Annotated in this window: 31 protein-coding genes; 5 read left to right on the top strand and 26 right to left on the bottom strand. The window is 42.4% G+C overall.

Translation table 11 applies throughout. The annotated features are described in order from the left end of the window. Window position 1: 1 nt before the first annotated feature. From mads8 to JMN32_RS00135, 5 genes are all read left to right on the top strand, one after another. Window positions 2-5,428 (top strand): methylation-associated defense system ATP-binding protein MAD8, encoded by a 5,427-nt coding sequence (mads8, locus tag JMN32_RS00155; RefSeq protein ID WP_202854244.1) that lies wholly within the window; start codon window positions 2-4, stop codon window positions 5,426-5,428. After that, the gene (locus JMN32_RS00150; protein WP_202854243.1) at window positions 5,425-6,159 is read left to right on the top strand and encodes a PP2C family protein-serine/threonine phosphatase; all 735 of its coding nucleotides are present in this window, start codon (window positions 5,425-5,427) and stop codon (window positions 6,157-6,159) included. Before mads8 ends, JMN32_RS00150 begins: the two co-directional genes overlap by 4 nt. Before the next feature lie 3 nt (window positions 6,160-6,162). Beyond that, a complete protein-coding gene (locus JMN32_RS00145; protein ID WP_202854242.1) occupies window positions 6,163-6,957 on the top strand; it encodes a hypothetical protein in 795 nt (264 codons plus the stop codon). 196 nt (window positions 6,958-7,153) lie between these two features. Next, on the top strand, window positions 7,154-8,683 hold the full coding sequence (locus tag JMN32_RS00140; protein ID WP_202854241.1) for an AAA family ATPase: 1,530 nt from the start codon (window positions 7,154-7,156) through the stop codon (window positions 8,681-8,683). A 3-nt stretch (window positions 8,684-8,686) separates the two neighbouring features. After that, window positions 8,687-9,526, top strand: coding sequence for an HNH endonuclease family protein (locus tag JMN32_RS00135; RefSeq protein ID WP_202854240.1), 840 nt, complete (start codon window positions 8,687-8,689; stop codon window positions 9,524-9,526). 119 nt (window positions 9,527-9,645) lie between these two features. On the opposite strand, the gene JMN32_RS00130 is transcribed toward JMN32_RS00135, so the two are convergent. The 26 genes from JMN32_RS00130 to JMN32_RS00005 form a co-directional block, all read right to left on the bottom strand. After that, a complete protein-coding gene (locus tag JMN32_RS00130) occupies window positions 9,646-10,176 on the bottom strand; it encodes a M15 family metallopeptidase (protein WP_202854239.1) in 531 nt (176 codons plus the stop codon). Next, window positions 10,166-10,324, bottom strand: coding sequence for a hypothetical protein (locus JMN32_RS00125; RefSeq protein WP_202854238.1), 159 nt, complete (start codon window positions 10,322-10,324; stop codon window positions 10,166-10,168). Before JMN32_RS00125 ends, JMN32_RS00130 begins: the two co-directional genes overlap by 11 nt. Further along, on the bottom strand, window positions 10,321-10,644 hold the full coding sequence (locus JMN32_RS00120) for a hypothetical protein (RefSeq protein ID WP_202854237.1): 324 nt from the start codon (window positions 10,642-10,644) through the stop codon (window positions 10,321-10,323). The genes JMN32_RS00125 and JMN32_RS00120 overlap by 4 nt, the downstream gene beginning before the upstream one ends. A gap of 1 nt (window position 10,645) precedes the next feature. Further along, complete coding sequence (locus tag JMN32_RS00115) at window positions 10,646-11,149, bottom strand: hypothetical protein (protein WP_202854236.1); 504 nt, start codon at window positions 11,147-11,149, stop codon at window positions 10,646-10,648. A 5-nt stretch (window positions 11,150-11,154) separates the two neighbouring features. Then, a complete protein-coding gene (locus tag JMN32_RS00110; RefSeq protein WP_202854235.1) occupies window positions 11,155-11,547 on the bottom strand; it encodes a hypothetical protein in 393 nt (130 codons plus the stop codon). Then, the gene (locus tag JMN32_RS00105; RefSeq protein ID WP_202854234.1) at window positions 11,486-11,842 is read right to left on the bottom strand and encodes a hypothetical protein; all 357 of its coding nucleotides are present in this window, start codon (window positions 11,840-11,842) and stop codon (window positions 11,486-11,488) included. The genes JMN32_RS00110 and JMN32_RS00105 overlap by 62 nt, the downstream gene beginning before the upstream one ends. After that, window positions 11,839-12,198, bottom strand: a complete 360-nt coding sequence (locus JMN32_RS00100; RefSeq protein ID WP_202854233.1) for a hypothetical protein — start codon at window positions 12,196-12,198, stop codon at window positions 11,839-11,841. The genes JMN32_RS00105 and JMN32_RS00100 overlap by 4 nt, the downstream gene beginning before the upstream one ends. 35 nt (window positions 12,199-12,233) lie before the next feature. After that, window positions 12,234-12,608: a hypothetical protein gene (locus tag JMN32_RS00095; protein ID WP_202854232.1), complete on the bottom strand. Its 375-nt coding sequence runs from the start codon at window positions 12,606-12,608 to the stop codon at window positions 12,234-12,236. Further along, window positions 12,605-12,850: a hypothetical protein gene (locus JMN32_RS00090; protein WP_202854231.1), complete on the bottom strand. Its 246-nt coding sequence runs from the start codon at window positions 12,848-12,850 to the stop codon at window positions 12,605-12,607. The genes JMN32_RS00095 and JMN32_RS00090 overlap by 4 nt, the downstream gene beginning before the upstream one ends. Before the next feature lie 6 nt (window positions 12,851-12,856). After that, the gene (locus JMN32_RS00085) at window positions 12,857-13,288 is read right to left on the bottom strand and encodes a hypothetical protein (protein WP_202854230.1); all 432 of its coding nucleotides are present in this window, start codon (window positions 13,286-13,288) and stop codon (window positions 12,857-12,859) included. After that, entirely contained in the window at window positions 13,285-13,680 is a 396-nt protein-coding gene (locus JMN32_RS00080; protein WP_202854229.1) for a peptidoglycan-binding domain-containing protein, read from the bottom strand. Before JMN32_RS00080 ends, JMN32_RS00085 begins: the two co-directional genes overlap by 4 nt. Window positions 13,681-13,712: 32 nt before the next feature. Continuing rightward, a complete protein-coding gene (locus JMN32_RS00075) occupies window positions 13,713-14,192 on the bottom strand; it encodes a hypothetical protein (RefSeq protein WP_202854228.1) in 480 nt (159 codons plus the stop codon). After that, window positions 14,189-14,635 (bottom strand): hypothetical protein, encoded by a 447-nt coding sequence (locus JMN32_RS00070; protein ID WP_202854227.1) that lies wholly within the window; start codon window positions 14,633-14,635, stop codon window positions 14,189-14,191. The genes JMN32_RS00075 and JMN32_RS00070 overlap by 4 nt, the downstream gene beginning before the upstream one ends. After that, on the bottom strand, window positions 14,619-14,816 hold the full coding sequence (locus tag JMN32_RS00065) for a hypothetical protein (protein WP_202854226.1): 198 nt from the start codon (window positions 14,814-14,816) through the stop codon (window positions 14,619-14,621). The genes JMN32_RS00070 and JMN32_RS00065 overlap by 17 nt, the downstream gene beginning before the upstream one ends. 13 nt (window positions 14,817-14,829) lie before the next feature. Beyond that, window positions 14,830-15,270: a TIGR02594 family protein gene (locus tag JMN32_RS00060; RefSeq protein ID WP_202854225.1), complete on the bottom strand. Its 441-nt coding sequence runs from the start codon at window positions 15,268-15,270 to the stop codon at window positions 14,830-14,832. A 48-nt stretch (window positions 15,271-15,318) separates the two neighbouring features. Then, window positions 15,319-16,995 carry a YncE family protein gene (locus JMN32_RS00055; protein WP_202854224.1) on the bottom strand — a complete coding sequence of 559 codons (1,677 nt, stop codon included), beginning with the start codon at window positions 16,993-16,995 and terminating at the stop codon, window positions 15,319-15,321. After that, window positions 16,979-17,761, bottom strand: a complete 783-nt coding sequence (locus JMN32_RS00050) for a hypothetical protein (protein ID WP_202854223.1) — start codon at window positions 17,759-17,761, stop codon at window positions 16,979-16,981. The genes JMN32_RS00055 and JMN32_RS00050 overlap by 17 nt, the downstream gene beginning before the upstream one ends. Further along, window positions 17,758-18,156: a hypothetical protein gene (locus tag JMN32_RS00045; protein ID WP_202854222.1), complete on the bottom strand. Its 399-nt coding sequence runs from the start codon at window positions 18,154-18,156 to the stop codon at window positions 17,758-17,760. The genes JMN32_RS00050 and JMN32_RS00045 overlap by 4 nt, the downstream gene beginning before the upstream one ends. An 11-nt stretch (window positions 18,157-18,167) precedes the next feature. Next, window positions 18,168-18,395 (bottom strand): hypothetical protein, encoded by a 228-nt coding sequence (locus JMN32_RS00040; protein ID WP_202854221.1) that lies wholly within the window; start codon window positions 18,393-18,395, stop codon window positions 18,168-18,170. 1 nt (window position 18,396) lies between these two features. Then, window positions 18,397-18,876 (bottom strand): hypothetical protein, encoded by a 480-nt coding sequence (locus JMN32_RS00035; protein ID WP_202854220.1) that lies wholly within the window; start codon window positions 18,874-18,876, stop codon window positions 18,397-18,399. Next, the gene (locus JMN32_RS00030) at window positions 18,873-19,292 is read right to left on the bottom strand and encodes a hypothetical protein (protein WP_202854219.1); all 420 of its coding nucleotides are present in this window, start codon (window positions 19,290-19,292) and stop codon (window positions 18,873-18,875) included. The genes JMN32_RS00035 and JMN32_RS00030 overlap by 4 nt, the downstream gene beginning before the upstream one ends. 14 nt (window positions 19,293-19,306) lie before the next feature. Continuing rightward, window positions 19,307-19,909: a hypothetical protein gene (locus JMN32_RS00025; protein ID WP_202854218.1), complete on the bottom strand. Its 603-nt coding sequence runs from the start codon at window positions 19,907-19,909 to the stop codon at window positions 19,307-19,309. After that, window positions 19,902-20,525 (bottom strand): hypothetical protein, encoded by a 624-nt coding sequence (locus JMN32_RS00020; protein ID WP_202854217.1) that lies wholly within the window; start codon window positions 20,523-20,525, stop codon window positions 19,902-19,904. Before JMN32_RS00020 ends, JMN32_RS00025 begins: the two co-directional genes overlap by 8 nt. 83 nt (window positions 20,526-20,608) lie before the next feature. Continuing rightward, the gene (locus tag JMN32_RS00015) at window positions 20,609-21,475 is read right to left on the bottom strand and encodes a hypothetical protein (protein WP_202854216.1); all 867 of its coding nucleotides are present in this window, start codon (window positions 21,473-21,475) and stop codon (window positions 20,609-20,611) included. Window positions 21,476-21,525: 50 nt separating this feature from the next. Further along, window positions 21,526-21,774: a hypothetical protein gene (locus JMN32_RS00010; protein WP_202854215.1), complete on the bottom strand. Its 249-nt coding sequence runs from the start codon at window positions 21,772-21,774 to the stop codon at window positions 21,526-21,528. A 623-nt stretch (window positions 21,775-22,397) separates the two neighbouring features. After that, window positions 22,398-23,056, bottom strand: a 659-nt coding sequence (locus tag JMN32_RS00005) for a tetratricopeptide repeat protein (RefSeq protein ID WP_202854214.1), incomplete at its 5' end; no start/stop codon positions are given.

Raw genomic sequence — 23,056 nt, 5'->3', positions numbered from 1 at the left:
AATGCAAATGACGACTCAAATAAATACATATTATCAACGAATCATTGACCTGATACTGGATTTGTATCATGATGATCTAAGCAAATCCATTCCAGGCCATTGCATGAAGATCACCGGATTAGGGCTTACTGAGCTTGAGTTTCTTTGGGAGCTGATTCAGGAGAAATACAGCAATATTAACACCTTCATTGTAACTGATGACTCAGCAACTGACGAGAGGTTCATAACTGCTACCAAGCTCATTGAACTGCGAAATAAGCAAGATGCACCGCTATTAGTTTTGATTCCGTCAAACAGCAGAACATCTGCTGAAGACTCTTACGGTAATGCCACCTTCAAAGAAATCTCATTAGAAGGTATTGAACAGAGGTTAAAGGAACAGTTAATAAATGATATACCTGCTGAATATGCAGCAATCCTCAAAAATGAAATTCTGGGCTATTTAAACCTCAACCAAATCGATACGGCCAATGTGATCGATTATCTTCTTTCTTTGGAAGAACATGGTTACTCAAAAGAATCTATAGGCAACCACCTTTACCTGCTTGATCTAATACCAGATTCTGAACTGCTTGACAACAGTGACAAGATTAGATCAAGGCTGAATTTCAATGCTGAAAGCATTGAACTGCTTAGTTCTTTTTTCAAACCATTGTATGACCGGATAGCAGAACTTCCTTTGGAGCCAAACTCCCTTCAAAAGGAATTGGTAGATTTTATAAAGGCTGAAAATAGTGCCAGAAGTGCCTCTGAGATATGCTATCTCATACATAGTAAATACTCCAATCTGAACTTTGCTAATTGGCAAATCCCTGATCTTGATTTTTCTCATATCAAACTTTATGCAGGAGAGATCAAATCCCCAGATTTCTCTGTAGAGGAAGGGAAACTGGTGCTTAAAGCCAGGGAAAATTCAACCTCTAAGGTAAGGGTACGAATCACCATGAGTCAAAACCCCAAAGACATTCCCGGACTTGCTTACTTCAAAATCATATTGATGGCCGTAAATGGTGGTTCAGGTGAGGAAATACAAATACTCAGAAAAGTAAAAAACTCAGCATCCAACAGACTTTATAGAGATGTGACTGTAGACCTCAATCCAAATGTGATGGAGGAAGGTTCGTACTTCCTTAAAGTTTGGGCAGAAGACGAGCATGGTAATATTCTCAACAATAATGATGACTTCAAAGAGCCTCGGATTCAATCTGCCTGGGAGGAAGCTAAGGCCAAAGACGATAGTATCTTAAAAAGCTCCTTTGACTACAAGTTGACTTGTGATACAGATGATTTTGATTATGTGGTTGAGGAAAATCCCGAGCGTGAGGAGAACCAGCGGAAAGATAAATTGAATAATGTCTTGCAGGCATTCTTCAAATTCCGAATTGAAAAATTGAAATCAGGAATGGAACCAGAGGTTCCGGTTCCGTCAGAAACATCTAATATCTGGATTACGGACCCAACCAAACATACCTCAACTTTCCACATCAATTACTCCGATAGGCATAATTACCAAGTAAACCTATCCTCCAAACTAAGGTTGATTGAAGATACCCTTTTAAAAAATGCTGATCATTTCGGGTATGTGAAGACAATACTCAGAAGTAACTCATCTGCATTAGGCTTTGAGAAAATAAGCTTTTCAATCAGTGAAGTATCTTCGATTGTTCCTAAAGAAATTCTCTCACTTCGTTCGGAGATCTTCAAAAGGATTCAACATTCAAATGAGGCTGAAAACGGAGTACTTGAAACAGCAGATATTTTCAATTTCGCTGATTCAATACGTACATATATTGAAAAGATCAGTGATTGGACAGCTCACCTTCAGAAGCAAATATTAGAGGAAGATATTGAGGAGGATGAAAAATCCAACATTCAGGATTTACTGGTGGAGGTTCAAATGCTGGATTTAGTAAAGGTTAAAACCAAATTACCTGATGGCAAACCCGCTGAGGCATTTTTACTTTCCCCTTTGCACCCTCTTCGTTTGGCGTGGTGGGTTCAGTTAGTTGACGTATTTAACGAGTGGGAAAAAAGCACTCATGATTATGCTGGCTATAAAGACGCTTGGTTTAAAGGGCTATCAAACCTTTTTGAAGGCCATTTATCACCTGAAAACAATCCTTTAGTACTTGTAGAACCGGGCACATTTAAGGCATTCCATTATTCTGGTGAACTGGCTTACGGATGGGGTCTCTATCTAAACGTACTCACTGAGGAGTCTAAAAATGGAATGACTTCTGTCTCCAGACAGATGAAACATTACTTCCGACAGTTATTCAATATCACCAAAGAAAACTATGTTGAAACGGAAGTAAGCCAAAATCTGGTTGTTAGGCATGTTAAAAACTATCTGGTTCAGCACCCATATACCGATAAACTAATCATTAACCTATTTAATGCAGGTGATGCGGGTGTATTTGCAGATTCCCTGGTTGAGTTAGAGAAAGAAATTAGCTTTCAAAACATCAAATACGAGGTGCGAATTTTCAAAGGTGATGACAAGATTATTGAGCACGGTGAAGCTCTGAGAACCTTAATAAACCCTGAATCAAACATATCAGAAGAAGCTGAAGCATTTTCACAACCATCCGCAAACAGGCTTTTTCCAAAAATGAGGTTTTCTATCAATAGCATAACAGATTACCTTAAATCACCGGCACAATTTTCAGCACATTTAAGTTTCCTTATTAGCCCATTCCCAATAACAGTTGAGCTGATTAAACCTTACAGGCAAGACCGAAACTTCTATCTGAATGGATTATTAGTTTCCCCTACAATCGCTGTAAATGACTCGGGTAATGAAATCAAATGGAACAGATATATTGAAGGAAATCAAATACTTCCTGATTACTCAGGGTCGGGTACAATAGGAGTTAATTTATTTGATCACCTTCAAACATTCATTGCAGGCGCATTAGCGTCAAAATTTACTGAATCTATTCCGTCCACTCAATTGCGGCTAAATGACAAGGATAAGGTTCTGTTAACCCACCTACATGACTATTCAGATTGGGTTATCACATTTGATAAGAACCTTGGCCCACAGGTCTTTGACCAACCTTCTAAGGACGGCAAGATACCTTTCCTACTTGATTATGTGCCTGGTGAAGAAGTAACCGGAATTTCATCGTACCTGACAACCAGACCTACGTCCGAAATTCTTGGGCTTTTAGGTCCACACTTTGAAGAGTTCAATATTGACATCCATGATCCTAAAGATGAAAAGAAGGTCAAGATACTTCTGGAAGATTTAAGAGCTGTGTCTAGCTCTTTGGTTCTGCAACTTAATTCTTCAAAGAACAAAGCTTTTGAGGTAATTGGCTCAGCTTTCACCAAGAGAGTTTTGGAGAAAAAAGGATTGCTCGAAGAGTCATTTCTTATCCCAATTGACCTTCACCATAATCTTTTTGAAAACCTGCCTACAGAAAGTAAAAGCCGGGCAGACAACCTACTTGTGTCAATTAATCCTGACAACAGAGAAATTCAAATCGCCATCATTGAGATCAAATGCAGAAAAAGCATTGGAGCTGCTGAAACAGATGATTTAAAGGCGAAAATGCGGGAGCAGATTGAGAATACTATTCTTGCATTGAGGCTGCATTTTGATCCGGAATATCACCTATCGTTTGACAGACTAGATCGAGAGATTAAAAACAAGGAATTTAAATCTCTATTGAGCTTTTACATTGAAAGGGCTTACAGGTACGAGTACCTGAGTGAAAATGCCTATGCCAGTTATCATGCTTTTCTACAAACCCTCGACGCTGGATTCAAGCTGTCTTTTAAACAATTAGGACTTGTTTTTAATTTCTCTGCGGATAAGAAACACCATAAAGAAACGGTTGACCATGAACTTACATTTTTCACCTTCGGTGGAAATCTAATCGAGCAGATTCTTGACCCTGACTCTGATTTGAATACAAAAAGACTGGAAGATCAGGAATTAGATAATGAGTTAGGTGAAGCAGTAGGAGTCAACAATAAGCTTAGACCATTTATCCAAAAACTAAAATCCAAAGAACCAAAAGATCAAAAGGTTGAAACACCAACTAAACCAGATGATGATAAACCAGATGATGAAGATGGAGGAATTGAACTACCAGTAAATGACTCGCCTGATAATACTCCGGTTGGCCCATCCACTTCAATAGATAATCAGAGTGATATAGAAGATTCTGAATCAATTGATAAAGATATTCAATCCAATGCCACACCTCCGGATTATGACATTCTAATTGGCAAAAACTCCGAAAGTGACCAATACGGTCTTTTAGGTGAAAGTCTTCATGGCAAAAAGATCGCAATGGATTTGAGCGAAACCAATACTATAAGTCTTTTTGGTGTCCAGGGTGGAGGTAAAAGTTATACCATCGGCACTATTTCAGAAATGGTATTGAAGCAATTCAACAAGATAAACAAGCTCCCCTCTCCATTAGCAGGTGTAATTTTTCATTACAGTGAAAGCATGGATTATGAACCAGAGTTCACATCAATGAAACAGCCAAATGACAAGGATGCAGAGCTAAGAAAGCTGAAAGAAAGATACGGTGCTAATCCTGATAGAATCGAAGATGTCATTATCCTTACTCCAAAGGATAAAATAGATGAAAGACGTGCAGAATATCCTTCAATAGAGGTAAATCCAATAGCATTCAATTCTAAAGAATTGAACGTTCAGGATTGGATGTTTCTGCTTGGTGCGATTGGTAATGATTCAACATACATAAAGCAGCTGAAAGCTATCATGAAGGATTTACGAAGGGATCTATCTCTTGATGGCATTACTCAAAGTGTAGAAGAATCTGAATTACTGTCTAATACCCAGAAAGCATTGGCAAGACAGAAATTGAGCTTTGCCCGAGAGTACATAGATGACAAATTCACCCTGCGTGATATACTAAAGCCCGGAAGATTGATCATTGTAGATCTGCGTGATGAGTTTATTGTAAAAGATGAAGCATTAGGTCTATTTGTAATCATGCTGAACATCTTCTCAGCTGTAAAAAAGGTTAATGGTGCCCACTTTAATAAATTCATTGTATTTGATGAGGCTCACAAATACATGGATAATAAGGACTTGACAGGCAATATCGTTACAGCAATTCGCGAAATGCGACATAAGGGTGTCAGTATTATGATAGCCAGTCAAGACCCTCCAAGTTTACCAAATGAAATTATTGAACTCAGTTCAATTGTACTGCTCCATAAGTTCAACAGTCCACAATGGTTAAAGCATATTCAAAAGTCTGTAACCCAACTTTCCTCTTTATCCCCGGCAGATATGAGTTCTCTCGCTCCTGGTGAAGGATTCTTATGGGCAACAAAAGCAACAGACAAAGGAATCTCATCGAAACCTTTGAAGATTTCCACTCGACCAAGAGTAACAAAACATGGTGGAGCAACCATACAAGCAACAGGTGAAAAATGAAAAGTTGGTCATTCTCTCATATTGGAAAAAGAAAAGTCAATGAGGATGTGGTAATAGCTCAAGCCTTTGAAAACAACACTTCTTTGATCGCTGTAGTAGATGGAATGGGCGGGTATGATTATGGCGACATGGCAGCCTCAGTAGTCGCAGAGAATATAACGACCTATTTGTCAACTGTAACGGAACCTAATCCATATCACATACAAAAGGCCGTAAATAAAGCTAACCTTGCTCTTCGTCAAAAGCGTGAGGCCTTATCATTAAAGATGGGGGCGACAATAGGGGGCGTTATAATAATAGGTGGAAATTCAGCTATTTGCTTTTGGGTGGGGGATGTAAAGATCTTTCATTTTCGAAATCGTCGTTTGGTGTTCGAATCGCATCCCCATACACTTGTTAATCAACTCGTTTCTCAGGAACCCCCCATATCAGTTTCCAGCCTCTCAAGATATCGTCACATTGTAACAAGATCAGTACATGGAGATTTGGAATATTCCCAAGCCGAGATTTATAATATCGCAAGGGTTCAGAGATCAGATTTATTTATTGTGTGTTCTGATGGAGTTCATGACTTAATTGATGGACTGTACCTTGAGAAGCAATTAAGCATAACAATCGATTTGAACGAGCTTCTATCACAAATAGAATGTAAACTTTTAAATGAAGCGAAAGATAATTATTCCCTTGTTACGGCTTCCTTTAACCGAGATAATTTACATAATAAAAACTAAAATATGTGGTTCAAAAAAGACTTGCCAGATAACCTAAAGAGACATGAATTGGAAGCACTACAGGCGCATATTGGGCATTCGCATTCTGACATGAATTTGGTAGGGCAATATGAAAATGCTGTTGACATTTTAATTAATGAAATTATTCAAAGGGGGGATGCAGTTGATTTAGTGGCTCATCCTTTATTATACTTGATGAGACATACAATAGAATTAGCTTTGAAGGAAAATATTCGCTATTTGAATAAATATAGTGCATTGGGATTGGGAAAAATCAAAACACATTCAATTGATGTTTTATTTAATGAATTTGAAAGACATTACAACAAAGTTGCAACTGATTTAGGGTTCAAGAACGAACTTGAAACCGATTACAGAAAATACTCACAACAACTAAAAGAACTAATAAAAAAATTAGGTACTGATTGGAGTTCTTTCCGATATGTGAAATCCTTTAAAGGGAATCAATTGTTTAAACACTCGGAAACTCTTAATGTATTTGAATTGAAGCAAAAGTTTGATGCATCGATGATTTTTCTCACTCATACAGCAGATGCGATTTCTCCCTTTACGGATTTTGCTGATTATATAAAAATTGACAGTTCTATTGTGTCAAAAAGTTTCGGTCGAGTTTTGTTATGTTTGGATGAATCTCAAAAAGAATGGCTGATTCGTCGAATGAATGAGAAGTATGAGGTAGTCAAGGATGACGAAATATGGTTCGATAAAGATGACAAGCAAAATCTTCATTTAAAAATTGCATATAAAAAATGTTATCTAATACCTCTTAAGGAATAGATGATGTGAGAGCAAACATTATATCGTAAGGCCTAGTTGATGACAGTCAGTCGGGAGTTTTCCATATTTCGACAGGAACCTATAAGATGTGTATGATAACCGAGAGAAATATGCATTCAAGAATGAGAAAGCTATTATTAGGAAGGTTCGTTCATTTATATGATATTTAAGCAGGATCATAGAACTTCACTACCTAATGACTAGTTATTCAATTAATTTTCACTCCACTATCTCTCGGGGAAAAATCAATGCCGAATTAGCCAATACATGCTGGCTCACACAAATCAAATGGAATGATTATGGATTTTATACAAGTTTTTCTCTTTATTTTATTAATAATGAAAAAGCTATTGTAGATATTGGACGTGTTCGTATTATGCATGTAGATATGGGAACTGAGGACGGTAAGGAGAATGATGCTTTAAAGTTGATACCTGAAACTTTTGAAACTCTTGGTGAAAACTTTTGCTCATTAGGCAATCAAAACTATTACGAAAATTTATCTCTTTTGCCTGATTACACCAAATTTAAGATATTAAGTTCACTCAAAGATTGTGCATACAACAGTTCTCTTTTTAATAGGTTTTATTTGGCTAAAGTAATGCAGGAATCATTAATGCGTGACGCCGATGAGCAAAAGATTAGGATACTTTTTCCAAGTATTATTAAGGGAGACGCTGTTCTTACACCATTTCACTTTCAATTTTCCTTAAATAAGCAGAATCAAAAAATTGATATAAAGGTTGAGCCTCATTCTACCCCTCCATCAAACATCCATGTATTGATTGGTAGAAATGGAGTAGGTAAGACAAGACTCATTTCCGGAATAATGGATGAGTTAACTAAAATTGGGAACCCTATTAGCGAATCTGGAACATTGAAATTTATTAATACCGATGCTAGTAAGTCCAGTGAAAAATTTGTTAACCTGGTTATAGTGGTTTTTAGTGCCTTTGATCATTTTACGCCACCCCCATTAAATAATAATGAGCCCGGCTCTATCAGTGCGCACTATATTGGATTAAAATCACCTGACGGAAAGGCATTTAAATCTCCAGAACATATTGCAAAAGAGTTTAAATGTTCTGTTGATGCCATATCAGGCAGTAATGCAAAGCAAATGTTATGGCAGAAAACAATAGAAATTTTAAATTCAGATCCTATTTTTCGAGACTTAGATTTCTGCTCAAAAAACCTCTCCGAAAGTTCGGACAAATTGAAGGTTTTTAAAGTCTTCGACATGTTAAGTTCAGGACATAGAATAGTGTTACTGACTATTACCAGATTAGTTGAATTGGTAGATGAGAAAACGCTTGTTTTAATAGATGAACCCGAGAATCATTTGCACCCCCCTCTATTGTCCTCATTTATAAGATCGCTATCTGACCTTCTCATTAGAAGAAATGGCGTAGCGCTAGTCGCCACTCATTCACCAGTGGTACTCCAAGAGGTGCCGGGTTACTGTACAACAAAGATTGACCGCGTTGGGAGTATATACAATTTTAATAGACCTAAAATAGAGACTTATGCAGAGAACATCGATGTTTTAACAAGGGAAATATTCGGACTAGAAGTAGAGAATAGTGGATTTTATAAAGTTATTAAAGAGAGGATCGAGGCTAATAGTAATTATACCTATAGAGATTTTTTAGATGAATTTAATTCAAACGTAGGCGCGGAAGGAAGGGCATTAGCAAAATCTCTAATTGCATTGAGAAAATCTTAGAGTATGCATTCACTTATTATTCCTGATAAAAAGTATAGTGATGTTTTTAATGCCTGTATTTCAAAGGAAGGCAGATTAGTAAAAAGTAAGTTTTTAAAAGGGTTTACAAAGTTAAACATGGTCGTAAACGCCTATGACGACTATATGTTAGCTAAAAAGGGACATGAAATAGACGGTTGCAAAGATGACGAATTCCCCCCTCTAAGCCTTGTTGATCTCAAGTGGCTCTACGACAGACGACTATCGAGGATTGCTCCGGGTAGAAATTACTATGATGAATTTTTATTGCGGTCTAAAAACAAGGGATGTTGCTTTTGTTCATATGGAGAGCCTGTAGAGTTGGATCATTTTCTTCCTAAAAGCAGGTATGCCCAGTTTGCAATTCACCCTAACAACCTAGTCCCGGTTTGCAGTAATTGCAATAGGTTAAAAGGTGCCTATTGGCCAAAGTCAGGTAAGGAAAACCTCATACACCCCTTTTTTGAAAATTACGATACAGCGGTATGGTTACACACTCGCCTTGAGTACCCTGGCGATACCCCCGTGGCTATTTTTTATGTAAAGAGCGACCAATTGGATGTTGATTCTGTTACTCGAATCGAGCGTCACTGTATCCAAATAAAGCTCTTTGAAAGGTATACTACCCAAGCAAATCGTGAACTCAATGCTAGGTGTTATAAATTTAAAGAAACCTATAAACAAAGAGGAAAAAAAGGATTAAAAGAGGATATATTAGAAGAAGTTGAATCAAGGGAAAGATTTCATTTAAACTCTTGGCAAAGTGCCTTATACAGATGTCTCGCTATTGATGACCGATTTCTAACCGCCAATTGGGAATTATGAATTATAAAACAATAATGTCTATTACAACCGAGGCCATTTTAAATTTCTAATGTAGTCTAGCGTAATAGTTAGTTCATTTAATTACCAATTACCGCACCACCTCATCAGTAAAAAGTAATTCAAGCCACCAATCTCCCCGTCCTCTGAAAACCCCGATAAAGCTGCGCAATAGTCCTCCCACCCAAATCCTGGAAATGCGGACGATCCTTGAAGGATCTCCAGCGCCCACCCCATTCGAGACCTTCTTTTTCGCCAAGCCTTCCTATATGCTCCCAGCGAGGGTTTTCCCATAAAGGTTTACCACCCGCAAACTCTACCACATCCACGGCCTTATGATAGTTGTGGCTACTCTTGCCACAAATGGCATTAGTGACAATTTTGCCAGGCTTTGTTCTACCCTGGGCGTACAGCTCATCCTGCTCCCCGCAAGAGCGGTTAGCAGAGGTCACCCGAAGCTCAATCCCTTCTTTGGCTGCACGCGATAAGAAACGTTCTACCTTCTTTCGAAAACCAGGATCAAGCCTTTGCAAAAGAAATTTGGTCTTATAGTCAAAATGCTTATAGATTTTCTCTCTGGAGAGCCAGGCTACCAGGGCAAGCGTAAAGCACGCTGCCCCGGCTCCGTAAATGTATTTACGCTTAACCTGCATGGCTTTCTATTGCTTTATCCTGCCCACAGGTGCATTTTGAATTTTTACCAGCCTTGTACAGGTCGATACTTACCCTTATGATGGAAAGCACCAGGAATGTACCTGAAAGGATGGCTATAGTTAGTTCAGTCTTATTAGCTGTTTTCATTTTGCTTTATGTTTTAAGATTTGTAATTCATCCTGAAGCGCTTTATTATGACCTTCCATTTCAATGAGTTTAAGCTTCTGATATTGAATGACCTCCTGCAAGGCCCCTATGGTTTCTTCGGCTTCCTTCACCCTTTTTTCAAGGGTTTGTGACCATTGCACCCAATTGCTTACCAGGTTGTCGCCCGAGTGAGATCCTGCGATCTTTTCCTTCTCCAGCTTTATACGCTTTTCCACCTGGCTTTTGATTATACCCTCAACAATCTTGATGCAACCGGTTATAATGACAATGATGATCCCTGCCAGTTCAATGTAATTCATATTAAATCTGTTCTATGATGAAATTAGAAAGCGTGATACTACCCGGCTGCTCGACGCTGCTCTGGCCTGTTATCCGGATCACCTTATCTTCAGGACCTCCAGGATTGTCCGGGTCTTGTAATATCGGGTTGATTGCCCTGACATCTCCCTCTCGGTTATTGATCAGAAGGGTTGCCCAGCCTTTAGCCTGAAAAAGAGAGGATTTATAAAGAAAAGCCTCCATCACAAAGTCCCCTGCAGCAGCGGGCGCATTGGTGTTGGAAATAACCTCTTCATCACCAATATAAAGTCTTAGTGTCTTGTTATTAAAGCGGCTAAATGAGCCACTGGTATATATTCTGATGCCCTCATTGATCTGAAGACTGGCTAAACTCAGGGTATAAGGCTGGCTCAGCTCCACTTCACTGTTACCTGAACCCGGGGGAACGCCATGGCTCACATGATCTCTGAAAAGAACCTTTGTTCCCCCGGATATGATGACATCACTTTGATAACCACCGCTCATACCTGTTATCTTAAAATAGCCGTTGTCCCAATCACTCCCGCACAAACCATTAAAATGAATTTGTGCCGCCTATGCCTTTTTATCTCTTTTTTCTGGGCTTTGATGAAACTAAGCTGTCCGTCAATAATGGATTCCTGATGGGCATGTACCAGGCTCATATTGTTGTTCATTAATTCAAGTTTGGTATATGCCTCCTGTTTGGTCTTAAAAGCAAATTCCAGAATAGCCAGGTTCTGCTCCAGCATGCGATTAACCGAATCGGTGAAAAAGCCATATTCAATGAGCTTCACAAGCTCCCTGGCCTGAGGCTTGGAAAAGCAATAAAGCGTGTCTTGGTCAGTGGTCAGTATCCTCGGTTCTAAGCTGAAGTTCTGAGAAAAAGCCGACCAGCTCATCATGACCGAAATTATCAATAGCATTAATCCTTTCATTTCTGTTGTTTTTGAGTATTTGAATGTTGTTTTTGGTGATTTGTGCTGCCTTGTACAAGCTGTCCGCAGTAGTGTTAAGCCTGGTGACCTCTTTGTCAAGATTCTGGTTGATCTGAATAAGCGAATCTATTTCATGTTGAAGAACCTGATGGTAGTTTTCCAGGTTTTCAAAGTCAGTAGTTTCTTTCGGCCTGCATAACCAGGCCGAAAGCGTAACTATTACCAGCAACTCTGCCAGTATGACTATTTTAAACCAGTTCACGGATTTGGAAGCTCGTCTTTAACTTTATCACCCGCTGGTGTTAGCCATGAAAGTATGGTATCAATGATCAGCTTATGAAATACCAGGGCAAAGATGAAAGAGCGAAACAGCAGCTCTATCCCTGAGCGATCGTAACCCCTGAGATAAAAAATGATGATGCCGTAAATAAGCCCTAGGGCAGCGACCCTGTAACGCGTCCGGACGACCAATCCCGTCAGCTTTTTGATCCAGGATGTTACCTTTTCAGTATTGATCCAATAGGCGATGAAAATAAAAGTCAAAATGTAAGCCCAATCCAATTCAATCACATATTGGATCAATTGGCCTCCCAGCGATGTTGAAATTTCAGTGTTCATAATTGTTGTTGTTATTGGTTATAAGAAAAATTGATTTATCGAACAGGGAAAAGGACATTGCCCAGCTCGCGGACATCAGACCTTTTGAAGGTGCCGCTCTTTTCCATTTTCTGATAGAGTTTAAGGCCTTTCTGCCTTGTCCTTTCATCCAGGCTTCCTGTACGGTGCTTGTCCATAATGCCAAGCATGGTGTACCTTACCAACAGCTCCAGATCCTGATGGGTAAGCTGGTACATTGCCTTATCCATTTTCATCTTATCCAGTTTTACCCCTTCCTGTCCGGCGGATTCCAGCCACTTACGAGTCAGCCACTTGCTCATCACCTGTTTGCCCACCGAAGTATGTCGCCATACCAGGTATGCAGCTCCCCCGGTTATTGCCGCACCGGCAATCATATTGATCGCTTTCATTTCAATTGTTTTAGGTTTTGAATGATCGTTTCCAGCCTCACTTTGATCTCCTCAGATTGATGGTTTTTGATCACGTTTTTCATGATGTTGGCCACCACCACGATACATACCCCGGCAGTAACCAGGCCAACGGCCAGGGTGATCATGGTTTGTGTAGTCATAGTGATATTGACATCCGTTCTCATGCCTTCCTCGCCCACCAGGCGATCGAGGTAATTCTTTATGTTCTTGTTTTGTGCCATGCTCGTTTACTTAATTATTTGTTCATAGACAGGTTTTTCCATCCTGTATTTGTTGTAAGTTTCCTCGTTCAGCTCCCGGGTTTTCAGGTAGCGCAACAGTCGTTCCTCGGTAGTTTTATCAAACTTCCCGTTCACTGTTCCTACACCGCCAAAATTGCGCATCAGCCATACCTGCAAGCGTTCTACCCGTTTGCCTTCACTGCCCAGGCGCAAAGGGAAACCATCACCTTTTGGAAATTCGGGTTTTGCAGGAACGATGGTTTGTTTTGGAGTAATGGGTTTGGAAGGGCGGCTTTGTACCGACTGCATAAGAGAAGCGGCAAGCTGCCGGGCAACCACTTTCTTTTTCTCCCGGTCCTGGTAGTACATATACAGACCAATGCCTGTTAGTCCTGTGGCTACACCTGCCATGATCCAAATTTGCTTACCGGTCATCATTTCAGGTTTTGAATGTCCGTGGCACTAAAGCTGTCCCTGCCAAAATACTTTTTAGCATTTGTAGCCGTAATCCTTCCGAACTGGCCGTCCACGCCATCGCGGTTTTTGCCTGTTCTACCCAGTACAGCCCCCTTTTTCTTCAATGCCCTCTGAAGGATCTCCACATCCGGGTGACAGGTTCCAAGAGCCAAGGGATAGGTATTGCTGGTACACCTGAAGCCGGAAGATGCCTGCTTACTTTGACCTGATGTTGTAGTAGCATACCCATCATCGGCTTTTTCCCTTTTCTTCTTCCTGTAATACCAAAGGCCAGTGCCCAAGGCTGCGGCTACCAGTACCCCGCCACCGATCCAGAGCAGGTTGTTATCTATTTTGAAATTCTCGTTTTTCATGGTTGTTAGTCTTAAAGTGGTGTTATTACTTGTTAGGGCCTCCTGTAGGCAGGTTTGCTGTTGACGATTTCCAAAACCTTTTTGATCTCTGAAGAAGACAGGCGGTCATAAAAAACATCGATGAGGTTTCCATCATTATAAGCACGACTGACCTGAGAAACCTGCACTTTGTCCTTCAACTTCCTCAGAACAGCGTATATTTGGTTCTCATCATCATTGAAGATTCCCCAGGCATCCTGTATTTCTTTCGCATACCGTTTTGCTGCATCCTGGGTAAGCACTATGATCTTACCCCCAACATCCTTCTGCACTTTGTCTTTGTAATGAATGTCGAAAGCCTCACTGGCTGAAAGGCCTGCTGAACCAGGGTTGGTTTCCTTTTGCAGCTCTTCCAAAATCCGTGAGGCCAGCTTGTCCTGTTGTTTCCGTTTCCAGGTCAGTAATAAGCTTGCGGCCAACAATGTTGCTGCCGTTATACCGGAAATTTTTAGTGTATCTTTATCTATCCTCATTTCAGTAGCTTGATTAACCTCCCCTGGGGTGTGGCGAGCATCGCCACGTCAACCGCATCGGTTTTTTTTGCCGTATTGAACAATATGTAAAGAATGGCAGCCAGCACACCGGCAAGCGTAACTGGAATGGCAATAGACAGGGTTTTCGTCAGCCCTTTGCCGAAGCCCAGAATGTTGCTGCCAATACCGGAAATATCCGCTACCGCCCGGGTAGCGGCAGAGGACACATCCAGCTTGTTTTTGGTCAGCCATTTATTGAAGTCCGCATTGGTGGTGCATGAGCCGGAACCGTTGGCCTGCCAGGTGACAAGCCAGATGGTCCGGGCATTGTCTGTACCTACTTCTCTTTTGAGCTTGTCATAATACCCACGCCACAAATCACATGGACTGTCAGGCTCAGGGATTACAAAGGTTTTGTTGCCGATTTTAATTGTTGTTGCCATACTGCTCTATTTGCTGAACCTTTTCAGTGATGTCCGATTTGGATAAACCCATCTCTTCGAACATCATCTTTACCTTTCTCTTCATTCCGGCTTCTTTTTCCAAAGCCTGTTGGCGGTCATAGTTGATATACATTTGCCTGCCAAGCCAGAAGCCTACGGCCAGTGCTGCTATAGTTTTCATAAGCCAGGGGTCTTTATTTGATTTTTTGAAGCCTTCTGAAGCCCAGTACCCTAGAGGCCTGGTATGGGGCAATACAAACCTTGTTATTCTGATTCCCTCCAAGACAATAGATGTACCGTTTGTCTTCGGAATAGCCGATAAACAGAGCTACATGCCCTTTCCAACTTGAGGGACTCTCACGCCAGAAGATCACAACATCTCCAATTTGCGGTTCAGTATGGATCACCTGCCCCAGGTGCAGCCAGGAACGGGCATTGGCCTTTTTCGACCTTTGCAGCCCCGCCTTCATGGCACACCAGTTCATGAAGATGGAACACCATGCGGTCTCATCTGAAATGATGCCTCTGAAACCCGTTTCCCAGGAATAGTTAATAATCGTAGGATTGTGAAGCTTTCCGGGTTGCTCCTGCACCCCGTACTGGCTTAATGCGATGTTGATGAGTTGATTGTTCATTGTTGTTGTTATTGGATATTGATGAGTTCTGTTTTTGAGCGTTTTTGCTTAACCAGGCAGGGGTGGTATCAGGGCATAGCTGTCCAGTTGCCGGTAGGAAACCAGCAGGGTCACCGTTTGCCCTGGTTGTAAATGAAACTGCCAGGATGAATGCCCATTAAGGCTAAAGCCCTTCATGGGCATCGTAATAATGTTCTGGAAATGGCGGGTACTGCGATACTTCTCCAAAGAAAAGGTAAAAGCCTCTTCTTTTCCCGATACCGTCCTGTTTCGGGCCGTTAATAATGGAATGCGCTGGTGTGCTTCCATTATAAATCTTACCTGTTCGATTACGGCTGGTGCATAACGGAAATGCCTGTTTTTCTCGGCATAGTCTGCATCTATGGTAACCGAAGCCTTGTTGGAAACCGTAGCATTACCCAAATCCTGAGCGGTGGTCAATAATGCCCCTGTCGTATCAAAAGCCAGTGCATTAACTGCCTGCAGACGCTCTGACTCCTGACTAAAGGAGCCATCGTCTTGCAGCGTTTTCAAAGAAGTCCCGTCAGTTAGCGATAGCTTTTCATTGGCCGGATTATAGGCCATGGCCAGAATATGACTACCGACATCCTTCGTTGAACGGATTTGATAACTGGTAGCATCAATGCCTACCAGATTGGGCGAAGTGCCTGAAGCTGCCCAAATACATCCTTCTGCCGCATCAAAAACCAGGTGACTGGTATCCTCCGGAATACCTTCTACAGTGGCTACCCTGGAATGATCTTTATTGTAGACACCAAGTCGGGTGCTTTCTGAATACGCAACAAATACATCTCCATTGTCAGGGTTTACACCCAGCCCAACAGGAGGCTCACCCGATTCAAGACTGCGAATTACCTGATGCGTGTTCCCATCAATAACCAGTACTTTCCTGCTGACCAGGCAGGCGACATAAAGGTTATTGTTAGCTCTATTGAAAGCTATGGCTACAGGCCTTTGGGCATCCAGAGTAATGGAGTCATCCAGCACATTGTCAGTAGTGATGACGCTGATGGTATCGGAGACTGACCCTGCTACATAGACCTTACCATAATCAGGGGTTGCCGGGTTATCGTTAACGGCCAGTGCCACAGGGGAGACCATACCGGGATAGGCAGCCCCTAATACAATGGTATCTATCCGTTTCCCTCTTGCTGAAAGAATTGATATGCTGTCTGACAGTTGATTGGCAACATAGGCCAGATTGTTGGCCGCATTAAAAACAATATCCTGCGGATGTATGCCGGTAGGGGTCGTAGCTTCAACACCTTCCAGACCAGGGTTATCACCCTGCCCCCAAAGGGTAACTTCCTGTTGCCGGTCAGTGATGTTGGTCAGGGTTAACTGTGTGGCGCGTATATCATCCCTCAGGTTATAAGCTTTCTTTTTAAGATTACGTTGATCATTAAATGTGGCCAACATTTGGGCGCCAGCCAGTTCTATCTGACCAAGCCTCTTTTTATTCCGGCAATCCGATATATCGATTACCCCTTGCCGGGTTCCGTACTTTTGGAGGTCTTTGGCATATTGCCTTTTGCGTTGCTCCGGTGTGCATATCGTATTATAGGCATCTTCTTTACCGGGTATGCCTGCCTGGTTTTTGGTAACAGGTTGTTTTTCCTCGTCTTTTTTCAATGCCAGGGAGCAAAGCATGCCAGCCATAACGGAGGCTGTCAGGATGAGTCCTTTCTTAAGGTTTCTGTTCATGAGCTTCGATTTTTTTAGCATGTTGATTGATAAAGTCCATGATGTCCCGTGTCCGGGTGACATGGGCTTGTCCTACGGTTTCAGGGTGCAGCCCGAAAACTTTAGTAGCCGCATAGACAGCCTCGATCCTGGGAAAACCCATATCCAGGTATATTTGCAGAGCAGCGAGATCAGCCGGTTTTTCTTCCCTGGTAGGGATCACAAAATGTTGCCGTTCATGTAGCAGTATGAAAAAGCGAATAGGTACAGTGAATTGCCTGAACAGTTTTTGGGAAACCTGAATACGTCCTGTGGCCCGATGTGTCCGGGCTGGTGTTACCAGTCGCTTACCGGAATCGTCCAGGATCTCAGGCAGGTATTGGATCAAAAACTCGCTGTCCTTATTGTGGTGAAATCCGGTGGGGGTATAACCTGCCTTCTGCGAAAACTTCTGCGCAAAGTCGATGAATCGGTGTACTTCCGGCTGTGCCCACACCTGGATGGGCAGCATCTTATGGACATCAAAGTCAGTGACTCTGAAACCAGTATCATCGCCCGTACGCTTGTTGTACAATTCAACTTCCATGGCTTTGGGAGACAGTGGCATGGGAATATCTATTTCCCTGTAAGCCTTGTTCTCCTTATTGAAAGCTACCATTCTCCTTAAATAATGGGTGTTGGGCGTAGTAGGATCGTATGCACGGATACCTAATACTACAGGACTATGGACGGCAATACCCAGCCTGATGGTAAAACGCTTGTTGTTGGAAGGTATGGGAATGATCATAAGGTTGGTGGTAAGGTTTTGTTTTTCTTAATCTGCGTATAGGCCAGGACTAAAATGCCCGCAACGATGACACCCCCAACAATCAGCATGGTATTGTCTTTTGGAGGTTTATCATTGTTATTACTGTCATCATATTCAGTCCCTCCAACCGATACCTGATAGTCCGAAGGTGCTTCGCTGCCCTTTTTAAAAAGGCCTGCTACATTGTTAATGGTATTACCCAATCCCGGGGAGCTGAGCAGGTCGAGCAATCCACGGCCTGATTTGCCTTCAGCCTGTCGCTGCGCTTTTTTTTCCTGACGGCGTGCCTTGGCTTTCTTTCCGAAGAATAGAAAGTTGTCATAACCATCTTCGGGATCACGCATCATTAAATATTCTGTTTCTCCTGTTATCATTGATTGGCTGTTTAAAGGGTATATAAAATCCTGAGTGTGGAGCCTCCGGCCTGGTAAGGAATGGCCTGATAGCCCTTGCCTACAAAAGGGTAACTTTTGGCCTCACCAGCTGCAAGGGTCACCCCATTGACCAGAACAGGTTGACTGCCCACATTCTTTACTGAGGCAAAAAGAAATCCGGTGGGCAGCTCGCCATCTGCTGTCACTTCCTTTTCTATGGTTTGTGCGAGTATGCCCATATCATTGCATTTTTCTTTTTCTCCTGACTATGGCTACGAGGGCTATGACACCCACTGCTGCACCGATAAGGATATACTGCGTTTGCCTATTGTTAACCGGCGAATTGTCATCTAACTCAGGCGGAGCGTCCAAATCTGTTTCCGGTGAAAGCATGCTGAGCTGTTGCTCTTTGTTTTTCGGAGGCATTGCCCGAACCTGTTCCGGTGGTTGTCCGGCTTTCGATGCACCGGAGAGCGACTTGATCCCAAGTTTTACCGTTGTCTTTGGTGGTGCTTTATCCCCAGTTCTAGGTTTACTATGCTTCTTTTTAAGCAGCTTTTTCTTGAGCATCAGGCTGGGCGCACCCATGCGGACAATGCTTTTGAAAAGCCCTCGCTTCTTGATTTTCTTGCGGAACTTCTTCAGGAAATGATCATAAAGAACATCATCTCTGTAGAAATCATCATAACCTCCGTATATGCGTGGCTCTATAACTGTCATGCTGCGGCAGGTTTAATAGCCGTTACCGGCCTGTTCTTAGGATTCATTTGTGTCCATACAAATCCTCCTACCAGCAATACACCCACTACGATCAACATGGTGTTGCTTCCCATCCCTGCCTGTTGCGGTCTGGGTGTGGATGCTGTCATTTGGGAGTTTGATGTCGGAGCGGACTGCTGAGCTGGCGGGGCCTGAGACACCTGAGCAGGCATCATAGACTGTTTCATCAAAAGCGTTTCCATACGTGTGCGCTCCGTATCTGCCCGCCGCTCGTCATTCTTTAGCCTTCTGCGCTCAAACCGAATTTCCCGCTTTTCCTTCTTTCGCTTTTTACATTTTTTACCGCACAGGAAATAGTCAAAATCTATATCGGATTGTCCTGTAAGTCCGTAGTTGTTCTTTTGTAATTGCATCATTCAGGTTTAATGTTTCAAATAGCCCCGGCAGCCAGGCTGCGAGGTTTCATTGTTCTTAAAAAGTACCAGCCGAATAGCAGGCCTGTTGCCACTAAACCGATCACCTTGAGGGTTGCCATTTGGTTAGCGTGCCTGCGGGCTTCTGCCTGCATGGCTGCGGCTTGTTGTTCCTGTTGCGCCTTATAGGCAAACAGGGTATTCATGGTCTGCGCCCCGGCCTGCTTCTTCATCATTTTCTTTTGCTGCGCATTACCGAAAAGGTTGGCTACTGAACCAATTGCCCCGGCAATAGCGCTAATGGGGTCAGTGCCAACAGTCACACCGCCACCACCTGCTGTCCCGAAGTTGTCAAAGCCATCAAAACCGTCTGGGACAACCTGCCGGGCGATGAGGCGGGCCAGATCGTAAGCAAAGGCCTTGTTGTTTGATGCCATGGCTGCGATAACGGCATCGGTAAGGCTTTTGTAATTAGCGGGTTCGCTGACCATGTAACCGTACTTTTTCAGCAACCCCTTCACTTGTAAAGGCTCGTTGGCCAGCACAATCCCTAAAAGGGAAAAGACGGTTTCTGGTAGAATACGGCTATGCTCTGCTTGTGGTCTGACGATCTTAACCATGTCCGGCTTTTAAAGAAACGCCTACCAGTACACCAGCTGTGAGCGCTAATCCGAAGATAAGCAGTAGCTCCCGCCTGTTGATCCCATCATTTTTATTCTCTTTGTCCGTTCGTGATTCAGGAATATCGTTGCTCTTTGCCGATAATTTGGTCCTTAACTCCGCCCACACGGTTTGCAGCTCATCGGCCAGGGTTTTGTCTGTAGGGTTAGCGTTGGACTGACTGAGCAATTGACGATAAAACTTTTCCAGCTCATCGGCTGACATATCACGGATCTTGTCTGACAGAGAGTCCTTTGTTTCCGGTGTATCATAATTGCTATGGACACACCCACAATAGCTGTCCTCTGAGGTGCTGCTGCAATAACTGCAATAATGGTCTTCTGATGTCCCGGCAATTCCCAGGAGGAGTTTCCTGTCCGGGTGGTAACGGAGCAGTTTGCGCACTGCGGGTCTGCCATGCTCACGGATCACCTGCCTGACCACCCCTGCAAGGTGTTCGGGACGCTTTGGCACGGCATAGCCATAATTCCTGATCAGCCTGAGAACCCCTGGGGTGTTGCCCCGGACAATATAATCAATGCGCCCAATGGGCCGGACGGTTGTTTTCTGTTGCATAATTTAACTGGTTGATCATAAAATAAGCAGCCAAAGCGGTAGCTCTGGCTGCATAACTACCCGAAAGGGGCGGATGGTGAAGGTTAGCGTTTACGCTTTACCGGTCTTTTGAGCTTTGGTTTTGGCTTCACACGGGCTTTAAGCGGTCGTCTGCGTACCACCTTTTTGACCTTTCTAACCGGCTTTCTTGCCTTAGGCTTTTGACGGATCAGGTCTATTTGTGGCAGCCCCGTCGTTCTCGGTGTGCGGCTAAGTTCTGCCACATTATTCCCCTGTAGCAGGTTACCTAGGTTGGCACGGGCCTTAATGGTAAAGGTGAATACTACTGTCACGCCAGGTTTTACGACAACACGCATGGAGTCCTGTCCGGTAACATCCATTTCGAAGTGCGCGTCATCGATCAGGGTTTGGGCAAAGTTCTGTGGTGATGTGGCATTTCTGGGCTGGTAAACCCTGATGGTGTTAGAACCCGTAGCCGTTCTCCTTGAAATTTTCAGAATGTTATCAAACTGTAAGGGGTTCGACACACTCATCTTCATCCCTGCCAGCTTGAAGGGGAAAGACTTGCTTTCCTCTCTTACCTCCTTGTGGGAGCTTTCTCCTACTGTTACTGTAAGTCCGGTGGGTTGGTCGGCTTCTTCGTTAGCGCCAAAGATCACCGCCTCAGATTCGTCTGAGCCGGTATTGGTTACCACGATCGTCAGCGTCCTGTCATTCGGGTCGATACGGCCAACCGTGGTTGGGGCAGGTTCATAGCTGTCGTAGTCATCTTCATACCCATCAATGTACTCTACTTCCTCTTCCTCGTAGTCATCATCATAGGCATCTTCACCGTAGCCTTCAAGGCCACTGTCGAAATCATCATCCAAATCGTCGTCTGAATAGTAATCATCATACATGTCTTCGGCCTCATCTTCGTAAGCCGATAGTTCATCATCGTAATCTCTCATGTGTTGTTGTTGTTATTGGTCACTTTGAGTTAAAAAATGGGATTGTCCTTTTACCTGGACTTGCCGGAAGCATCTTTCTGCTTTTGCTTTTCTTTATGTTTCTCCCAGGCAGGGGCTATGGCAAATGTGCCCAGTGCTATGCCTCCTATAAAGGCTCCGGCAACAATGCCAATGGTAATCCAATCAGTGTCTTTCATTTTATCGTCTTTTAAGGTTCGTTGAGTAGGTCTTGAAACCATTGTAGTGACAGCTAAATTGGAAAGGGTACGGGGGGATTCCTTGGTCATTTTTTGTGCCATGGAACATTTTTTTTGTTAAAAATATGATATGCAGATATTTATAATATAATTAGCGGTGGAATTAAAAATTTCGAAGCGTGGGGCCAGCCGTAGCAGATGGCGTGAAGGGTTTCATAATATACCTTAATCTAAATTAAAATATATTTAAATATTAAAAATGACTTAATTAAGTATATAAAGAAAGGATTAATAAAATATATTGAGGAATTGGTATCAAAACTTGTCGCCGATCGGGACACCGAAGCATCCGTAAAAAAGCAAGTGAGAAATATCTTTGATAAAGTAATAAGTCGTGCCTAAAAAAAGATATCTCAAGAGGAACTTACCCAAAAAATTCAGGAATTAACTCTAACCCTAAAGAGGCCGCCAACAAAACATTAGATGCATTACTTAACGCTAAAAAAGAAGTGCAGGCTTAAAAAAAGCAGCTTCGTAAATGTGAAGAGGAACTGGAAAAGAAAGGTACATTAGTGAAAACGTATGAGGCAATATTGAAATCGTTTAATAGTGTCCTTAAAGGAATAAAAAAAAGGTAGCCGATAACAGCTACCTTTAATTGTATTAAAATTTACATACTTCACCTATTTAGGCTTGTATGTAGTCCAACCTCAGCATATAACGTTTTATACGCTGTTTTTTTCAGTACTTTCACTGAGCAAATTCAATTCCTTTATTAGTGGTACCATTGATTTAGTATACTTTACTTTATACTTTGTCAGCTTTCGCAACTTATTGGAGTAAACAATAACCACTACAATCATTACCACCAAAAGGGTAACTATTACACCATACCAGAATTGCATTTGTCCATCCTTTCGAGCTATATCCTTCTTATACTTCTCTGATTCATTCATTTGAGCAATTTCCAGCTCCGCCTTATCTACGTCCTCCTGAATATACCGGGATTCTATGAGCTTCTTTTGCTCCTCCAGTAATTTGTTCCTTTTATCTTTGGTCAGGCTATACTTCTGAGTAGGCACTGTCAGACCAGAGGTGACTGCAGATGTATTTGTACTTAGGTTTTGCAAGGCATCCAAAGCCTTAGATACTTCCTTAGAGAGTAATTCACTATCAGTGCCGGAAAGTGCTATCACCTGATCATAATGGCTCAGCGCGGCTTGGTAATCGGCTTTGAGAACAGCCAATTCGCCCAGATAATTGAAATTAGGGCGTTTATCAGCACCATCCAAAGCAATCTTTAATTGTAGCGCTTCATTTAACCATTTTTCCGCTTTGTTGAGATCGCCGGCCTTCATGTAGCATTCGCCTATATTACCATGTA

Source organism: Fulvivirga marina, from assembly GCF_016775155.1.
GTDB lineage: Bacteria > Bacteroidota > Bacteroidia > Cytophagales > Cyclobacteriaceae > Fulvivirga > Fulvivirga marina.
Note: the sequence above shows the minus strand (reverse complement) of the source record. Positions and strands in the feature narration are given on the sequence as shown.

What these genes read in the sequence shown, in the direction of transcription:
- mads8 (WP_202854244.1), top strand. Translation starts at nt 2, where the DNA reads ATGCAAATGACGACTCAAATAAATACATATTATCAACGAATCATTGAC.
- JMN32_RS00150 (WP_202854243.1), top strand. Translation starts at nt 5,425, where the DNA reads ATGAAAAGTTGGTCATTCTCTCATATTGGAAAAAGAAAAGTCAATGAG.
- JMN32_RS00145 (WP_202854242.1), top strand. Translation starts at nt 6,163, where the DNA reads ATGTGGTTCAAAAAAGACTTGCCAGATAACCTAAAGAGACATGAATTG.
- JMN32_RS00140 (WP_202854241.1), top strand. Translation starts at nt 7,154, where the DNA reads ATGACTAGTTATTCAATTAATTTTCACTCCACTATCTCTCGGGGAAAA.
- JMN32_RS00135 (WP_202854240.1), top strand. Translation starts at nt 8,687, where the DNA reads ATGCATTCACTTATTATTCCTGATAAAAAGTATAGTGATGTTTTTAAT.
- JMN32_RS00130 (WP_202854239.1), bottom strand. Translation starts at nt 10,176, where the DNA reads ATGCAGGTTAAGCGTAAATACATTTACGGAGCCGGGGCAGCGTGCTTT.
- JMN32_RS00125 (WP_202854238.1), bottom strand. Translation starts at nt 10,324, where the DNA reads ATGAAAACAGCTAATAAGACTGAACTAACTATAGCCATCCTTTCAGGT.
- JMN32_RS00120 (WP_202854237.1), bottom strand. Translation starts at nt 10,644, where the DNA reads ATGAATTACATTGAACTGGCAGGGATCATCATTGTCATTATAACCGGT.
- JMN32_RS00115 (WP_202854236.1), bottom strand. Translation starts at nt 11,149, where the DNA reads ATGAGCGGTGGTTATCAAAGTGATGTCATCATATCCGGGGGAACAAAG.
- JMN32_RS00110 (WP_202854235.1), bottom strand. Translation starts at nt 11,547, where the DNA reads ATGATGAGCTGGTCGGCTTTTTCTCAGAACTTCAGCTTAGAACCGAGG.
- JMN32_RS00100 (WP_202854233.1), bottom strand. Translation starts at nt 12,198, where the DNA reads ATGAACACTGAAATTTCAACATCGCTGGGAGGCCAATTGATCCAATAT.
- JMN32_RS00095 (WP_202854232.1), bottom strand. Translation starts at nt 12,608, where the DNA reads ATGAAAGCGATCAATATGATTGCCGGTGCGGCAATAACCGGGGGAGCT.
- JMN32_RS00090 (WP_202854231.1), bottom strand. Translation starts at nt 12,850, where the DNA reads ATGGCACAAAACAAGAACATAAAGAATTACCTCGATCGCCTGGTGGGC.
- JMN32_RS00085 (WP_202854230.1), bottom strand. Translation starts at nt 13,288, where the DNA reads ATGATGACCGGTAAGCAAATTTGGATCATGGCAGGTGTAGCCACAGGA.
- JMN32_RS00080 (WP_202854229.1), bottom strand. Translation starts at nt 13,680, where the DNA reads ATGAAAAACGAGAATTTCAAAATAGATAACAACCTGCTCTGGATCGGT.
- JMN32_RS00075 (WP_202854228.1), bottom strand. Translation starts at nt 14,192, where the DNA reads ATGAGGATAGATAAAGATACACTAAAAATTTCCGGTATAACGGCAGCA.
- JMN32_RS00070 (WP_202854227.1), bottom strand. Translation starts at nt 14,635, where the DNA reads ATGGCAACAACAATTAAAATCGGCAACAAAACCTTTGTAATCCCTGAG.
- JMN32_RS00065 (WP_202854226.1), bottom strand. Translation starts at nt 14,816, where the DNA reads ATGAAAACTATAGCAGCACTGGCCGTAGGCTTCTGGCTTGGCAGGCAA.
- JMN32_RS00060 (WP_202854225.1), bottom strand. Translation starts at nt 15,270, where the DNA reads ATGAACAATCAACTCATCAACATCGCATTAAGCCAGTACGGGGTGCAG.
- JMN32_RS00055 (WP_202854224.1), bottom strand. Translation starts at nt 16,995, where the DNA reads ATGAACAGAAACCTTAAGAAAGGACTCATCCTGACAGCCTCCGTTATG.
- JMN32_RS00050 (WP_202854223.1), bottom strand. Translation starts at nt 17,761, where the DNA reads ATGATCATTCCCATACCTTCCAACAACAAGCGTTTTACCATCAGGCTG.
- JMN32_RS00045 (WP_202854222.1), bottom strand. Translation starts at nt 18,156, where the DNA reads ATGATAACAGGAGAAACAGAATATTTAATGATGCGTGATCCCGAAGAT.
- JMN32_RS00040 (WP_202854221.1), bottom strand. Translation starts at nt 18,395, where the DNA reads ATGGGCATACTCGCACAAACCATAGAAAAGGAAGTGACAGCAGATGGC.
- JMN32_RS00035 (WP_202854220.1), bottom strand. Translation starts at nt 18,876, where the DNA reads ATGACAGTTATAGAGCCACGCATATACGGAGGTTATGATGATTTCTAC.
- JMN32_RS00030 (WP_202854219.1), bottom strand. Translation starts at nt 19,292, where the DNA reads ATGATGCAATTACAAAAGAACAACTACGGACTTACAGGACAATCCGAT.
- JMN32_RS00025 (WP_202854218.1), bottom strand. Translation starts at nt 19,909, where the DNA reads ATGGTTAAGATCGTCAGACCACAAGCAGAGCATAGCCGTATTCTACCA.
- JMN32_RS00020 (WP_202854217.1), bottom strand. Translation starts at nt 20,525, where the DNA reads ATGCAACAGAAAACAACCGTCCGGCCCATTGGGCGCATTGATTATATT.
- JMN32_RS00015 (WP_202854216.1), bottom strand. Translation starts at nt 21,475, where the DNA reads ATGAGAGATTACGATGATGAACTATCGGCTTACGAAGATGAGGCCGAA.
- JMN32_RS00010 (WP_202854215.1), bottom strand. Translation starts at nt 21,774, where the DNA reads ATGGCACAAAAAATGACCAAGGAATCCCCCCGTACCCTTTCCAATTTA.